The sequence below is a fragment of the Pseudomonas sp. AP3_22 TE3818 genome (assembly GCF_053628995.1).
The window spans coordinates 783,664-796,763 of sequence record NZ_JBRJHL010000001.1 but is presented as its reverse complement, the minus strand read 5'-3'; the positions used below and the strand labels follow the sequence as shown (position 1 = coordinate 796,763).

General features: G+C 62.1%; 17 protein-coding genes. 8 read left to right on the top strand and 9 right to left on the bottom strand.

Annotated elements, in window-relative coordinates; translation table 11 throughout:
• Positions 1 to 8: 8 nt before the first annotated feature.
• The 8 genes from AB7M25_RS03805 to nrdR form a co-directional block, all read right to left on the bottom strand.
• On the bottom strand, positions 9 to 512 hold the full coding sequence (locus AB7M25_RS03805; protein WP_007970166.1) for a phosphatidylglycerophosphatase A family protein: 504 nt from the start codon (positions 510 to 512) through the stop codon (positions 9 to 11).
• Entirely contained in the window at positions 509 to 1,474 is a 966-nt protein-coding gene (thiL, locus tag AB7M25_RS03800) for a thiamine-phosphate kinase (RefSeq protein WP_429518470.1), read from the bottom strand. Before thiL ends, AB7M25_RS03805 begins: the two co-directional genes overlap by 4 nt.
• 28 nt (positions 1,475 to 1,502) lie before the next feature.
• Positions 1,503 to 2,003, bottom strand: a complete 501-nt coding sequence (nusB, locus tag AB7M25_RS03795; protein ID WP_007970164.1) for a transcription antitermination factor NusB — start codon at positions 2,001 to 2,003, stop codon at positions 1,503 to 1,505.
• Positions 2,000 to 2,476 (bottom strand): 6,7-dimethyl-8-ribityllumazine synthase, encoded by a 477-nt coding sequence (ribH, locus tag AB7M25_RS03790; RefSeq protein ID WP_003228649.1) that lies wholly within the window; start codon positions 2,474 to 2,476, stop codon positions 2,000 to 2,002. Before ribH ends, nusB begins: the two co-directional genes overlap by 4 nt.
• 91 nt (positions 2,477 to 2,567) lie before the next feature.
• Positions 2,568 to 3,659 (bottom strand): bifunctional 3,4-dihydroxy-2-butanone-4-phosphate synthase/GTP cyclohydrolase II, encoded by a 1,092-nt coding sequence (ribBA, locus tag AB7M25_RS03785; RefSeq protein WP_007970163.1) that lies wholly within the window; start codon positions 3,657 to 3,659, stop codon positions 2,568 to 2,570.
• A gap of 16 nt (positions 3,660 to 3,675) precedes the next feature.
• Positions 3,676 to 4,341, bottom strand: a complete 666-nt coding sequence (locus AB7M25_RS03780; protein ID WP_104451298.1) for a riboflavin synthase — start codon at positions 4,339 to 4,341, stop codon at positions 3,676 to 3,678.
• A gap of 47 nt (positions 4,342 to 4,388) precedes the next feature.
• Positions 4,389 to 5,522 carry a bifunctional diaminohydroxyphosphoribosylaminopyrimidine deaminase/5-amino-6-(5-phosphoribosylamino)uracil reductase RibD gene (gene ribD, locus AB7M25_RS03775; protein ID WP_454236987.1) on the bottom strand — a complete coding sequence of 378 codons (1,134 nt, stop codon included), beginning with the start codon at positions 5,520 to 5,522 and terminating at the stop codon, positions 4,389 to 4,391.
• On the bottom strand, positions 5,519 to 5,983 hold the full coding sequence (nrdR, locus tag AB7M25_RS03770) for a transcriptional regulator NrdR (protein WP_003228656.1): 465 nt from the start codon (positions 5,981 to 5,983) through the stop codon (positions 5,519 to 5,521). The genes ribD and nrdR overlap by 4 nt, the downstream gene beginning before the upstream one ends.
• A gap of 127 nt (positions 5,984 to 6,110) precedes the next feature.
• Here nrdR and AB7M25_RS03765 point away from each other — a divergent pair, with 127 nt between their 5' ends.
• The 3 genes from AB7M25_RS03765 (at position 6,111) to trxA (ending at position 8,295) form a co-directional block, all read left to right on the top strand.
• Positions 6,111 to 6,575 (top strand): YbaY family lipoprotein, encoded by a 465-nt coding sequence (locus AB7M25_RS03765; protein ID WP_429383968.1) that lies wholly within the window; start codon positions 6,111 to 6,113, stop codon positions 6,573 to 6,575.
• Positions 6,572 to 7,225: a class I SAM-dependent methyltransferase gene (locus tag AB7M25_RS03760; protein WP_429383970.1), complete on the top strand. Its 654-nt coding sequence runs from the start codon at positions 6,572 to 6,574 to the stop codon at positions 7,223 to 7,225. Before AB7M25_RS03765 ends, AB7M25_RS03760 begins: the two co-directional genes overlap by 4 nt.
• 197 nt (positions 7,226 to 7,422) lie before the next feature.
• Entirely contained in the window at positions 7,423 to 8,295 is an 873-nt protein-coding gene (trxA, locus tag AB7M25_RS03755) for a thioredoxin (RefSeq protein ID WP_104451294.1), read from the top strand.
• An 81-nt stretch (positions 8,296 to 8,376) separates the two neighbouring features.
• Here the strand turns inward: trxA and AB7M25_RS03750 are convergent, their stop codons facing one another.
• Entirely contained in the window at positions 8,377 to 8,718 is a 342-nt protein-coding gene (locus tag AB7M25_RS03750; RefSeq protein ID WP_454236986.1) for a hypothetical protein, read from the bottom strand.
• Between the two features lie 135 nt (positions 8,719 to 8,853).
• Between AB7M25_RS03750 and AB7M25_RS03745 the strand changes: the two genes are divergently transcribed.
• The 5 genes from AB7M25_RS03745 to AB7M25_RS03725 all read left to right on the top strand — a co-directional run bounded on the left by AB7M25_RS03745 (position 8,854) and on the right by AB7M25_RS03725 (position 13,008).
• Complete coding sequence (locus tag AB7M25_RS03745; protein ID WP_454236985.1) at positions 8,854 to 9,432, top strand: DUF2796 domain-containing protein; 579 nt, start codon at positions 8,854 to 8,856, stop codon at positions 9,430 to 9,432.
• 147 nt (positions 9,433 to 9,579) lie between these two features.
• Entirely contained in the window at positions 9,580 to 10,290 is a 711-nt protein-coding gene (locus AB7M25_RS03740) for an ABC transporter ATP-binding protein (RefSeq protein ID WP_429383978.1), read from the top strand.
• 1 nt (position 10,291) lies between these two features.
• Positions 10,292 to 11,557: an ABC transporter permease gene (locus tag AB7M25_RS03735; RefSeq protein ID WP_454236984.1), complete on the top strand. Its 1,266-nt coding sequence runs from the start codon at positions 10,292 to 10,294 to the stop codon at positions 11,555 to 11,557.
• A gap of 11 nt (positions 11,558 to 11,568) precedes the next feature.
• Complete coding sequence (locus AB7M25_RS03730) at positions 11,569 to 12,087, top strand: DUF3299 domain-containing protein (RefSeq protein ID WP_454236983.1); 519 nt, start codon at positions 11,569 to 11,571, stop codon at positions 12,085 to 12,087.
• Positions 12,088 to 12,309: 222 nt separating this feature from the next.
• Positions 12,310 to 13,008, top strand: coding sequence for an OmpW/AlkL family protein (locus AB7M25_RS03725; protein WP_007970148.1), 699 nt, complete (start codon positions 12,310 to 12,312; stop codon positions 13,006 to 13,008).
• Positions 13,009 to 13,100 lie beyond the last annotated feature (92 nt).

Sequence of the window (13,100 nt, the reverse complement as noted above, 5' to 3'; positions counted from 1 at the left end):
ACCCTTGATCAGGCGAAAAACCACACCAATCCCTGCATCGCCAACCAGGCGAACACCCCGGCCAGGACATCATCGAGCATGATGCCAACGCCGCCATGCACGTGCCGGTCGATCCAGCGAATCGGCCACGGCTTGAGGATATCGAAGAAGCGGAACATCAAGAAACCCGCGAGCAACCACTGCCAACCTTCCGGCACCAGCCACAGGGTGATCCACATCCCGACCATTTCGTCCCAGACAATGCCTTCATGGTCGTGTACCCGCAAATCATCGGCCACTTTGCCGCACAGCCAGAAGCCGAACAGCATGGTGATGCCAAGCATCAGCCAGTAACCCCAGTCGGGCAGCATCTGCCACAACGGAATAAAGGGTAGCGCAACCAACGATCCCCAAGTGCCGGGCGCCTTTGGCAAGGTGCCCGAGCCGAAGCCGAACGCCAGGAAATGCCATGGATTACGCCAGACCGACGGCGGTACGAATTCCGCCGGGACCTGTTTGGGATGATCTGTCACGGTGACTCCCGAAAATGTTGATAACCCCGGGTTTGCGGGGTGATGTCTTGGCCATCGGCATCCAGCAGCGTCACGCCCTGCCCCGTCACCACCCGTCCAATCACATGGATCGGCCATCCGTCGGCCAGCAATAGCGGCAACTCGACGGACGGTAGGGTGAACGCCAGCACGTAATCGTCGCCGCCGCTCAGGGCCGCCACCTGAGCGTCCGATCGGCCGAGAAAGTCGACCAGGCTCTGCGACAGCGGTAAACGCTCCTGCTCGACTTCGATACCGACCTTCGAGGCCAGCGCGATATGCCCGCAATCTGCGAGCAGGCCGTCGGAGATGTCCATCGCCGAAGTGGCCTTGCCACGCAGTGCCTGCCCCAGGCCAAGCTGCGGTTGCGGCGACCAGTAGTGGGCCAGCAACGGCTCGGCAATACTCGCGTCGGCCGTGCGCTGGCCCAGCACCAATGGCAAGGCACCGGCGGCATTGCCCAGGTCGCCACCGACACACAGCAGGTCGCCCGGTTGCGCACCGCTGCGGGTCAGCGCCTGGCCACTCGGCACGCGCCCGAACACGGTCATGGTCAGGCTCAACGGCCCACGGGTGGTATCGCCGCCGACCAGTGCCACGCCGCAGCTTTGCGCCATCTGGTTCAAACCACGGGCATAGGCTTGCAACCAATCGGCGGTCACCGTCGGCAAGGTCAGGGCAAGGGTAAAGGCGATTGGAGTGGCGCCCATGGCGGCCAGGTCGCTGACGGCCACGGCCAGCGAGCGCTGACCGAGCAGAAAGGGATCGCAGGGATCGGCGAAATGCACACCGGCCACCAGCGTATCGGTAGAAATCGCCAACTGCTCCCCGGGAGGAACAGCCAGCAAGGCGCAGTCATCGCCGATCCCGAGGGCAACGCCTTCGCCGCCCTGCGCACAAGGCGCGGCGGCGAAGAAATTGCGGATCAGCTCAAACTCGCCCATGGCTTCGTGTCGACATTCCAAGCGCCGATCAGCGCTTGAACGCCTTCACTTCAGCTTCACGCAGACGCGGGGCCAGCTTGTCGAGCACACCGTTGACGAACTTGTGGCCGTCGGTGGAACCGAAGACCTTGGCCAGTTCGATACCCTCGTTGATCACAACGCGGTACGGCACGTCGACGCGCTTGAGCAGTTCCCAGGTGGACAGGCGCAGAACCGCCAGTTCAACCGGGTCCAGCTCTTCGATGGTCAGATCGAGGCAAGGCTTGAGTGCGGTGTCGATTTCGGTCTTGAACTGCGGAACCCCGTGCAGGATTTCGCGGAAGTACGCGCCGTCGACATCGCTGAAATCGTTATCGACCCGGAACTGCGCTTCGATCTCGTTCAGCGACTGCTTGGCCATGTGCCATTGGTACAGCGCCTGAGTCGCGAGCTGACGGGCTTCGCGGCGCTTGGCGCTTTTCGATGGCTTGCCGGCATCCGCAGGCTTTGGATCGCGCGGGTTGAAACGATCGCTATCGTCGCTAATCACTTGGCCTCCAACTGCGCCAGCAGGCTGACCATTTCCAGAGCGGACAGGGCAGCTTCAGCACCTTTGTTGCCGGCCTTGGTGCCGGAACGCTCGATGGCTTGCTCGATGGAGTCAACGGTCAGCACGCCGAATGCAACCGGTACGCCGAACTCCATGGACACCTGGGCCAGGCCCTTGGTGCATTCGCCAGCCACGTATTCGAAATGCGGAGTGCCGCCACGAATGACTGCGCCCAGGGCGATGATTGCCGCGAATTCGCCCTTTTGAGCGACTTTCTGTGCAACCAGCGGAATTTCGAAGGCGCCAGGTGCGCGGATGATGGTGATGTCGCTTTCGCTTACGCCGTGGCGAACCAGGGCATCAACGGCACCGCTGACCAGGCTTTCAACGACGAAGCTGTTGAAACGGCCCACTACCAGAGCGTAGCGGCCTTTAGGGGCGATGAAGGTACCTTCGATGGTCTTCAGGGTCATTCGTTAGATCTCTTAAAGAGCCGGGACGCGTCTCGTACGCGTCCCTCGGTGATTTATTTGCCGCGAATTCAAGGCCGGGAACAACCGGTCATTATTCGGAGGGCACGTATTCTACAACTTCCAGATCGAAACCGGATATCGCATTAAATTTCATGGGTGCCGACATCAGGCGCATTTTGCGTACGCCCAAGTCGCGCAGGATCTGCGAACCGGCACCGACAGTGCTGTAGGTGGTCGGTTTTTTCACCGCGGCGTGATCGGCGGTTTCGCGGATATGCGCCAGCAACACGTCGCCATCGAGCGGGTGACCAAGCAACAGCACCACGCCGCTGCCAGCCTCGGCAACCGCTGACATGGCGGCGCGCAGGCTCCAGCGGCCCGGCTGCTTGACCATCAGCAGGTCGCGCAGCGGGTCCATGTTGTGCACGCGAACCAGGGTCGGTTCTTCGGCACACACGTTGCCCAGGGTCAGTGCCATGTGCACGTCGCCTTCCACCGAATCACGATAGGTCACCAGGTTGAATTGGCCCAGTTCGCTGTCCAGTGGCTGCTCGGCAATCCGCTGAACGGTACGTTCGTGGATCATCCGGTAGTGAATCAGGTCGGCGATGGTGCCGATCTTGATGTCGTGTTCGGCAGCAAAAGCTTCCAGCTCGGCGCGACGGGACATGGTGCCGTCGTCGTTCATCACTTCGCAGATCACGCCGCTCGGCTCGAAACCGGCCATGCGCGCCAGGTCGCAGGCCGCTTCGGTGTGGCCGGCACGGGCCAGGGTGCCGCCGGCCTGGGCCATCAGCGGGAAGATGTGGCCCGGGCTGACGATGTCTTCAGCCTTGGCATCACGGGCGGCAGCCGCTTGCACTGTACGCGCGCGGTCGGCGGCGGAGATGCCGGTGGTCACGCCAGTGGCCGCTTCGATGGAGACGGTGAACTTGGTGCCGAAACCGGAACCGTTGCGCGGCGCCATCAACGGCAGCTTGAGCAGTTCACAGCGCTCGCGGCTCATCGGCATGCAGATCAGGCCACGGGCGTGCTTGGCCATGAAGTTGATGTGCTCGGGCTTGCAGCACTCGGCGGCCATGATCAGGTCGCCTTCGTTCTCGCGGTCTTCGTCATCCATGAGAATGACCATCTTGCCTTGGCGGATGTCTTCAACCAGTTCTTCGATGCTATTGAGCGCCACAAGGCACCCCCTTGAGTCAGGATTTGAGGTAGCCGTTGGCGGCCAGAAAACTTTCAGTGATGTTTCCGGATTTTGTAGGCTCTGCGGCCTTGTCGCCCAGCAACAGACGCTCGAGGTAACGGGCCAGCAAGTCCACTTCCAGGTTCACCCGGCGCCCTGGCTGGTACGACGCCATGATGGTTTCGCTCAGGGTGTGCGGAATGATGGTCAGCAGGAACTCGGCGCCATCGACCGCGTTCACGGTGAGGCTGGTGCCGTCGACGGTGATCGAACCTTTATGGGCGATGTACTTGGCCAGGTCCTTGGGCGCGCGAATGCGGAATTCCACGGCGCGCGCGTTTTCGGTACGGGCAACCACTTCACCCACGCCATCGACGTGACCGCTGACCAGATGCCCACCAAGGCGAGTGGTCGGGGTCAGGGCTTTTTCCAGATTGACCGGGCTGCCGCTTTTCAGGTCGTTCATGGCGGTGCAGTCGAGGGTTTCGCGACTGACGTCCGCCGCAAAACCATTGCCCGGTAATTCAACGGCGGTCAGGCACACGCCGTTGACCGCGATGCTGTCGCCCAGTTTGACGTCGCTCAGGTCGAGCTTGCCGGTTTCGACGTGTACCCGCACATCACCGCCCTTTGGGGTCAATGCACGAATACTGCCGATGGATTCGATGATGCCGGTAAACATGAGGTTCTCCTCGAGAACAAAGCCAGCGCTATAGCGATGGCCGGAAATTATACGCTCGCTGCTGGCACTGGGATGGCGATGACTCGCCAGTCATCGCCAACTGCACGAATTTCGGTGATTTTGAGTGCCGGCGCATCCTTCATTTGCGCGAGTGGCCAGTCCAGCAGCGGCCGCGCCGAAGAACCCATGAACTTGCCGGCGATAAATATCTGGAATTCGTCCACCAGCCCTAGCTGCGCGAAAGCACCCGCCAGCCGTGGACCGGCCTCGACCAACACCTCGTTGACGCCACGATTGGCGAGTTCGACCAGCAGCTGACGCAGGTCGACCTGGCCATCGTAGCCGGGCACGATCAGGCATTCCGGGCCGTTGGCGTACTGCTCTTCCACCGCCACACAGGTGGCGACCAGCGCCGGGCCGGCCTTGAAGAACGGCGCATCCAGTGGTACGCGCAGGCGGCCATCGACCAGCACACGCAACGGCGGCCGGCTCATGGCCAGTGCTGTTTGTTCGGCGTCCAGTGCGAGCTCATCGGCACGCACGGTCAAGCGGGCGTTGTCCGCCAGCACCGTGTCGGCGCCGGTCAGCACCACGCTGGCCTGGGCGCGCAGGCGTTGCACCGCCGAGCGTGCTGCCGGACCGGTAATCCACTGGCTTTCGCCGCTTTCCATCGCCGTGCGACCGTCGAGGCTCATGGCCAGTTTGACCCGCACGAATGGCAAGCCGTGCTCCATGCGCTTGAGGAAGCCTTGGTTGAGCTTTCGCGCTTCGCCCTCCAGCACACCACTTTCGGTGGCGATACCGGCCTGAGCCAGGCGTTGCAAACCGCGACCGGCGACTTCCGGGTTCGGGTCCTGCATCGCCGCGACCACGCGGGCCACACCGGCATTCACCAGCGCATCGGCACAGGGCGGCGTGCGGCCGTGGTGGCTGCAAGGTTCAAGCGTCACATAAGCGGTAGCGCCACGCGCCTGCTCACCGGCCGCGCGCAAGGCGTGGACCTCGGCGTGAGGCTCGCCGGCGCGCTCGTGCCAGCCTTCACCGACAATCTGCCCACCCTGCACGATCACGCAACCTACACGTGGGTTGGGGTGCGTTGTGTAATGCCCCTTGCGCGCCAGTTCCAGGGCACGGGCCATGAAATGGGCGTCGAGGATGGCTTGTTCGGCAGGCGTGGTCATTCTTTCACCGGTTCACGGGCCAGGCGATCGATCTCTTCGCGGAACTCGTTGAGGTCCTGGAAGCGGCGATACACCGAGGCAAAGCGGATGTAGGCGACTTCGTCGAGCTTCTGCAGCTCGGCCATCACCAGTTCGCCGACCACGAGGGATTTGACCTCGCGCTCGCCGGTGGCACGCAGTTTGTGTTTGATGTGCACCAGCGACGATTCGAGGCGTTCGACGCTCACCGGGCGCTTCTCCAGCGCACGCTGCATGCCGGCGCGGAGTTTTTCTTCGTCGAACGGCTGGCGGCTGCCGTCGGTTTTGATCAGGCGCGGCAACACCAGTTCAGCCGTCTCGAACGTCGTGAAACGCTCGCCGCAGGCCAGGCATTCACGCCGGCGGCGCACCTGTTCGCCCTCGGCGACCAGACGCGAGTCGATGACCTTGGTGTCGTTGGCACCGCAGAAGGGACAGTGCATGGTGGCAGGCAACAAAAAAAGGGAGGGCCATGGTAGCGCATCCCGGTGGCAAGACAAGCCATAGGGTTTGCGGTATACAGACGGGATGATCACTTGATCCATGGAATTCAGGTTTATGGAGCCACCAATGTCGTTACGTCCGCTCATTTTGCTCAGTGTTTTCAGCCTGCTGGTGGCTTGCGGCAGCGATGCACCCAAGCCCCAGCCGCCAACACCTGGCCCGGCGCCGCAGCAAGCGCAGAAGAAAGCCCGGGAGGCCGCCGACCTCGGCCCCCTGCCTGCCTATCAGCGTGAGCTGAGCGGCACCCTGCAAGGCGTGCCGGCAGGCGCCGAAGTCGAACTGGCATTGCTGGTGATCGACGAAAAAGACCGCCCGCAACAATTGATCGCCAGCTCCAGCCTGATCGGCAATAACCAGGTGCTGCCGTTTCACTTGCGTTTCAATCCGGAGTCCTTCCCGACCGGCGCCCGCGTGGAACTGCGAGGCCGCGCCAGCCAGTCCGGCCAGTTGATCCTGCACTTGCCGTCGCAACTGATTACCCAGCCGACCACCCAGGCCCTGGGCCAATTGCAATTCGTCAAAGCCCCATGAGTGCACCGCTCGAACTGCAACGGGCCTTGGTTGAACTGCTGGGTGATGCACAACTGGTGGCCTGCCCGTTGCCGGAAACCGATTTGAAGCTGTGGCTGATCGACGGCGACAACATGGACCGCGCCTTCAGCCCCGAAGAAACCCGGCGCATCCTGCATGAGCCACCGTACTGGAGTTTCTGCTGGGCCAGCGGCCTGGCCGTGGCCCGCTATCTGGCGGAAAACCCGCACTGGGTCGAAGGCAAGCGGGTCCTGGATTTCGGCGCGGGCTCCGGGGTGGCGGGGATCGCCGCCGCCAGGGCCGGCGCACTGGAAGTGCTGGCCTGCGACCTCGATCCACTGGCGATTGCCGCGTGTCGGGCGAATGCCGAGCTCAATGACGTGCAGCTCAACTACTCGACGGATTTTTTCGCCGAGGCTGATCGCTTTGATCTGATTCTGGTGGCGGATGTGCTGTATGACCGGGCGAACCTGCCGCTGCTCGACCAGTTCCTCAGTCGCGGCCGAGAGGCGCTGGTGGCGGATTCCCGGGTGCGGGACTTTCGCCATCCGTTGTACCGGCGCATCGAAATGCTCGAAGCCATGACCCTGCCGGATCTGGCCGAGCCCCACGAGTTTCGGCATGTGAGCCTGTACCACGCGCGGCGCTAGTTAAAAGCTTCGCGGGCAAGCCCGCTCCCACAATGGTTGGTGTGAACCACACATCTTGTGGCGACTTCAATCCCTGTGGGAGCGGGCTTGCCCGCGAAGGCGCCCTGTCAGGCAACACACCTCTCACGGCCAACCGCTTCCGGCCGCCCCCCACCAAGCCGTATAGTTGCCCCATTCACGCTTCTACGAGATTGCCCATGAGCCAGGAAACGCCGTACATCTTCGACGCCACGACTGCCGATTTCGACCAGTCGGTGATCGAGAACTCTTTCCACAAGCCGGTGCTGGTGGATTTCTGGGCCGAATGGTGCGCGCCCTGCAAAGTGCTGATGCCGATGTTGCAGAGCATTGCCGAGAGCTATCAGGGTGAATTGCTGCTGGCCAAGGTCAACTGCGACATCGAGCAAGACATCGTCGCCCGCTTCGGCATTCGCAGCCTGCCGACCGTGGTGCTGTTCAAGGACGGCCAGCCTGTCGACGGTTTTGCCGGTGCCCAGCCCGAATCCGCCGTGCGCGCCCTGCTCGAACCCCATGTGCAGATGCCGCCGCCGGCCGCCGCCGATCCGTTCGAACAGGCCCAGGCGCTGTTCGACGACAGCCGTTTTGCCGATGCCGAAGCGCTGCTCAAAGTGATCCTGGGTGAAGACAATACCAACGCCAAGGCGCTGATCCTGTACGCCCGCTGCCTGACCGAGCGCGGTGAACTTGGCGAGGCGCAAACCGTGCTGGATGCGGTCAAGAGCGACGAGCACAAGGCCGCGCTGGCCGGCGCCAAGGCGCAGATCAAGTTTCTCGGTTTGGCCAAGGACTTGCCGGACGCCGCCGACCTGAAGGCACGGCTGGCGAAAGACCCGCTGGACGATGAAGCGGTTTATCAATTGGCGATCCAGCAACTGGCCCGTCAGCAGTACGACGCTGCGCTGGATGCTTTGCTGAAGTTGTTCATCCGCAACCGCAGCTACAGCGAAGGCTTGCCGCACAAGACCTTGCTGCAGGTGTTCGAGTTGCTGGGCAACGATCACCCGCTGGTGAGCACGTACCGTCGTAAATTGTTTGCCGCGCTGTACTAATCGTTACCTGTAGGAGCTGGCTTGCCAGCGATAGCCTCACCACCGCGTCATCGTTCATCGCCGGCAAGCCGGCTCCTACAGTTATCCGATCCAGCGGTAGAGCGGCGTATCGCCGCCGCTTTCCACTTTCACATCCGCACAATGGCGCAAACGCACCAGCAGGCGCTTGCCCGCCGCCGCACTGCCGGTCAGGCCTTCCAATTGATCGAGCAAATCCGGTCCACTCAACTGTCCGGCCTGACGCAGCAAATCCCGGGCGATCTGCCACAGCGCATCATCCTGATTCAGCGGCTTCGCCACCGGGGCGCTGACCGGGGATTTTTCTACCTGCAACTGCGCCCCTAGTCGTGCCCAGTCCGCATCGTCCATCTCCAGGGTCAAATCCACCGGCCAGTCGCCGATGCTTCCGCGAATTCGCAACATAAGTCTGCTCCCGCACTTTTCTTCCCTGCATGCTCCCATGGGACTTGTGCAACGCCAAGCAGGCAGTCAAACTCTCCGTACTTACGTTATAAGATTACATAACATTTTCTTCATTTTACTTTTCGGAGACTCGCCATGCGTCGTCTGCTTCTCGTTCTGCCGTTTGCCATGCTGCCGCTGGCTGTCGTCCATGCCGCCGACGAACACGATCATGAGCATGGCAGCCTGGGTGCCCACGAACATGGCGTTGGACGCCTGAACGCGGCGCTGGACGGCAAGACCCTGGCGCTGGAGCTGCAAAGCCCGGCCATGAACCTGGTGGGTTTCGAACACGTCGCCACCAGCGATGCCGACAAAGCCAAAGTCGCCGCGGCCCGCGCTCTGCTAGAGCAACCGCTGGCCCTGTTCAACCTGCCGAAAGCCGCCGGTTGCGTGGTGGAAAACCAGGAACTGGAAAGCCCGTTGTTCGGTGACACGCCCGATGCCGACGATGACCATGATGAAGACGCCAAGGACGAGCCTCATCACGACCATAGCGAAATCCACGCTCATTATCAGTTCACCTGCGCCACACCGGACGCATTGAAGACCCTGGACCTGGCGAACATGTTCAACGCGTTCCCGGCCACTCAGAAGATTCAGGTACAACTGATCGGCCCGAGCGGGCAGCAAGGCGTTGATGTGACGGCCAAGGCTGCCGCCCTGAAATTCTGAATTCACCTCGCTCCCCCTTGTAGGAGCGAGCTCGCTCGCGATGGACGTCAACGATAACGCTGGAAACCTGACTCACCTCGGTGCTCTCAGGTTTTTCGCGAGCAAGCTCGCTCCTACAGGGTTCACCATCAACCTGACCGGTTTCACATGACCCAAGCACTCATCGAACTGTCCGACCTGAGCTTCAGCTGGCCCGGTCACCCGCCACTGCTGGACATCCCGGCGTTTCGCCTGGAGCGCGGTGAAACCCTGTTCCTCAAAGGCCCCAGCGGCAGTGGCAAGACCACCCTGCTCGGCCTGCTCGGCGGCGTGCAAAAGCCCGATCGCGGCAGCATCCGCCTGCTCGGCCAGGAGCTGACGCAACTGTCGGCCGGCGCCCGTGACCACTTCCGCGTCGATCACACCGGTTACATCTTCCAGCAGTTCAACCTGCTGCCGTTTCTATCGGTGCGTGAAAACGTCGAACTGCCTTGCCACTTCTCGAAGCTGCGTGCCGAACGGGCGAAACAGCGTCACGGCAGCGTCGACAAAGCGGCCGCGACGCTGCTCGCCCACCTGGGTCTGAAGGATGCAAACATCCTCGGTCGCCGCGCCGATTCGTTGTCCATCGGCCAGCAGCAACGGGTCGCCGCCGCCCGTGCACTGATCGGTCAACCGGAACTGGTGATCGCCGACGAGCCGACCTCGGCCCTCGATTACGACGCCCGTGAGAACTTCATTCGCCTGCTGTTCGCCGAGTGCCGCGAAGCCGGCTCGAGCCTGTTGTTCGTCAGCCACGACCAGAGCCTGGCACCGCTGTTCGACCACAACCTGTCGCTGGCCGAACTCAATCGCGCCGCCACCCCGTCCGAGGTCTGAGATGTATCTGTTTCGTCTAGCGATGGCCAGCCTGGCTAACCGCCGCTTCACCGCGATCCTCACCGCGTTCGCCATCGCCTTGTCGGTGTGCCTGCTGCTGGCGGTGGAGCGCGTGCGCACCGAAGCCAAGGCCAGTTTCGCCAGCACCATCAGCGGCACCGACCTGATCATCGGCGCCCGCTCCGGCTCAGTGAACCTGCTGCTGTACTCGGTGTTCCGTATCGGCAACGCCACCAACAACATCCGCTGGGACAGCTTCGAGCACTTCGCCAACAACCCGAAAGTGAAATGGGCGATCCCGATGTCCCTCGGCGATTCCCATCGCGGCTACCGGGTAATGGGCACCACCGAAGCCTACTTCGAGCATTACCAGTACGGCCGCCAGCAACACCTGGAGCTGGCCGATGGCCGGGCGTTTGCGACCGACCCGTTCGAAGTGGTGCTCGGTGCCGAAGTGGCCGAGGCACTGCACTACAAACTCGGTGACAAACTGGTGCTGGCCCACGGCGTGGCGGCAATCAGCCTGGTCAAGCACGACGACAAGCCGTTCACCGTGGTCGGCATTCTCAAACGCACCGGCACGCCGGTGGACCGCACGCTGCACATCAGCCTTGGCGGCATGGAAGCGATCCACATCGACTGGCATAACGGTGTGCCGGCCCGGGGCGAGGGCCGAATCACCGCCGATCAGGCGCGTAACATGGACCTCACGCCGCAAGCGATCACCGCGTTCATGCTCGGTCTCAACAACAAGATTTCGACCTTTGCCCTGCAACGGGAAATCAATGAATTCCGTGGTGAGCCGATGCTGGCGATCCTGCCGGGCGTCGCGCTGCAGGAGCTGTGGAGCCTGATGGGCACCGCGGAAAAAGCCTTGTTCGTGGTCTCGCTGTTTGTGGTGCTGACCGGGTTGATCGGCATGCTCACGGCCATTCTCACCAGCCTCAACGAACGTCGTCGGGAAATGGCGATCCTGCGTTCGGTGGGTGCGCGACCCTGGCACATCGCGACGCTGCTGGTGCTCGAAGCTTTCGCCCTGGCGCTGTCGGGCGTGATCGCCGGCGTGGCGTTGCTGTATGTGTGCATCGCGGCGGCCCAGGGATATGTGCAGGCCAACTATGGTCTGTATCTGCCGCTGTCCTGGCCGAGCGAGTATGAATGGACGCTGCTCGGTGGCATCCTGATCGCCGCGCTGCTGATGGGCAGCGTGCCGGCCTGGCGCGCCTATCGCCAATCCCTGGCCGATGGCCTGTCGATCCGTTTATGAGGACGTTGAAAATGCCCCGCGCTGTACTTGCGCTGTTGATGCTGGTCGCCCTGCCCCTGTGGGCAGCCCAGCCGCGCGATTTGACCTGGTCGGAGATGATTCCGCCGGACGCGCCGAAAGAAGTGCCGAACATGACGCCGCTGCATGACCTGTCGCAGATGAGCAATGCGCTGACGGCCGAGTCGGCGCCCGCCGCCAAACAAGACTTGCCCAACGCACCGGTGGTCAACACCCTCGATGGCCAGAGCATTCGCCTGCCGGGTTACATCGTGCCGCTGGAAGTGAGCGAGGAAGGACGCACCACGGAGTTTCTGCTGGTGCCCTATTTCGGCGCCTGCATCCACGTACCGCCACCGCCGTCGAACCAGATCGTGCACGTCAAAAGCGAAGTCGGCGTGAAGCTCGACGAGTTGTATCAGCCGTACTGGATCGAGGGCGCATTGCAGGTCAAGGCGTCCACCAGCGAACTGGCGGATGCCGGGTATCAGATGGAGGCGGACAAGATTTACCTGTATGAATTGCCGGAGTGAATCCGGTTGTTTTGTGTGATTAGAAATGCCGCTTTCGCGAGCAAGCCCGCTCCCACACTGGAATGCGTTCCCCCTGTGGGAGCGGGCTTGCTCGCGAAGGCGGCATCAAAAACACCACAAAAGCCACCCCCTTCCCACTTTCATTGAGCTGCATCAAAAGACCGAATCGTTAGGCGCCTTACCATTGGACATCGAACATTTTTAACGTCCTCTGGAGCCCCCATGAACAAGTCCTTGCTCAGCGCTTCGCTGGTTGCCCTCGCGCTCGCAGCCCCGCTCGCCAATGCTTTCGAAGCCGGTGACATCATCCTTCGTGCCGGCGCCATCACCGTCAACCCAGAGGCTGACAGCTCCAGCGTCAAGGTTGATCAAGGCCCGCTCGCAGGTGCCGACCTGGGTGGCAAGGCGACCATGAGCAGCGACACGCAACTGGGCTTGAACTTCGCTTACATGCTGACCAATCACCTGGGTATCGAGCTGCTGGCAGCCACACCGTTCGAGCATGACGTGAAACTCAAGGGCACGGCCCTGAGCGCGGCCAACGGCAAACTCGGCACCCTCAAGCACCTGCCGCCGACCTTGAGCCTGGTGTACTACCCGCTGGATCCGAAGTCGGCCTTCCAGCCGTATGTCGGCGGCGGCATCAACTACACCTATATCTACGACGAACACGTTGGCAGCCAGGCGCAGTCCGCCGGTTTCAGCAACTTCAAGGCGGAAAACTCCTGGGGCATGGCCTGGCAGGTCGGTGCGGACTACATGCTGACCGACAACATCATGATCAACGCCCAGGTTCGCTACATCGACATCGATACCCGCGCCACTGTCGAGAACAACTCGATTGCCCCAGGTACCCGGGCACGGGTGGACGTCGATGTAGACCCGTTCATCTACATGGTGGGTCTGGGTTACAAGTTCTAAGCGACATCGCTGGAAGAATGTTCACGTGGTGGTGAACCTGGCCACTGGAATTACATAAGCTGTCAAAGCGAATTCCGGCCACAAAAAAGGCG

Bases quoted from the DNA above. Each gene is read 5' to 3' on its own strand.
- thiL (WP_429518470.1), bottom strand. From the start codon at position 1,474: ATGGGCGAGTTTGAGCTGATCCGCAATTTCTTCGCCGCCGCGCCTTGT.
- ribH (WP_003228649.1), bottom strand. From the start codon at position 2,476: ATGACCCTGAAGACCATCGAAGGTACCTTCATCGCCCCTAAAGGCCGC.
- AB7M25_RS03780 (WP_104451298.1), bottom strand. From the start codon at position 4,341: ATGTTTACCGGCATCATCGAATCCATCGGCAGTATTCGTGCATTGACC.
- ribD (WP_454236987.1), bottom strand. From the start codon at position 5,522: ATGACCACGCCTGCCGAACAAGCCATCCTCGACGCCCATTTCATGGCC.
- nrdR (WP_003228656.1), bottom strand. From the start codon at position 5,983: ATGCACTGTCCCTTCTGCGGTGCCAACGACACCAAGGTCATCGACTCG.
- AB7M25_RS03765 (WP_429383968.1), top strand. From the start codon at position 6,111: ATGTCGTTACGTCCGCTCATTTTGCTCAGTGTTTTCAGCCTGCTGGTG.
- AB7M25_RS03760 (WP_429383970.1), top strand. From the start codon at position 6,572: ATGAGTGCACCGCTCGAACTGCAACGGGCCTTGGTTGAACTGCTGGGT.
- trxA (WP_104451294.1), top strand. From the start codon at position 7,423: ATGAGCCAGGAAACGCCGTACATCTTCGACGCCACGACTGCCGATTTC.
- AB7M25_RS03750 (WP_454236986.1), bottom strand. From the start codon at position 8,718: ATGTTGCGAATTCGCGGAAGCATCGGCGACTGGCCGGTGGATTTGACC.
- AB7M25_RS03745 (WP_454236985.1), top strand. From the start codon at position 8,854: ATGCGTCGTCTGCTTCTCGTTCTGCCGTTTGCCATGCTGCCGCTGGCT.
- AB7M25_RS03740 (WP_429383978.1), top strand. From the start codon at position 9,580: ATGACCCAAGCACTCATCGAACTGTCCGACCTGAGCTTCAGCTGGCCC.
- AB7M25_RS03735 (WP_454236984.1), top strand. From the start codon at position 10,292: ATGTATCTGTTTCGTCTAGCGATGGCCAGCCTGGCTAACCGCCGCTTC.
- AB7M25_RS03730 (WP_454236983.1), top strand. From the start codon at position 11,569: ATGCCCCGCGCTGTACTTGCGCTGTTGATGCTGGTCGCCCTGCCCCTG.
- AB7M25_RS03725 (WP_007970148.1), top strand. From the start codon at position 12,310: ATGAACAAGTCCTTGCTCAGCGCTTCGCTGGTTGCCCTCGCGCTCGCA.